Genomic DNA, 257 nt, shown 5'->3' with positions numbered 1-257 from the left:
AGCTCGTTTGATGAGCCAATTTGCGGGTTCCTGTCGCTATGTCTATAACAGAACTTTAGCCACAGAAAAGTCACTTTACGGCAAAGATAAAGCACATCGGTTCAACTATGTAGAGTGTGCCAACCGTCTTGTTCTGTGGAAGAAAAAGCACTCTTTTCTGAAAGACTGTCATTCTCAAGTCCTCCAACAAGCATTGAAAGATTTAGAGAAGGGATACAAGAATTTTTTTGCCAAGAGAGCGAAATTTCCAAGGTTCA

1 protein-coding gene is annotated in these 257 nt (G+C 40.9%); it reads left to right on the top strand.

What is annotated here, in order from left to right; translation table 11 throughout:
• Positions 1-10: 10 nt before the first annotated feature.
• A partial coding sequence (locus ACYQ4O_RS13115; RefSeq protein ID WP_460175890.1) for a helix-turn-helix domain-containing protein occupies positions 11-257 on the top strand: 247 nt, incomplete at its 3' end.

It is taken from the genome of Turicimonas sp. TL08, assembly GCF_054660695.1.
The sequence above is the reverse complement of the archived record's forward strand: the minus strand, read 5'-3'. Positions and strand labels throughout refer to the sequence as shown.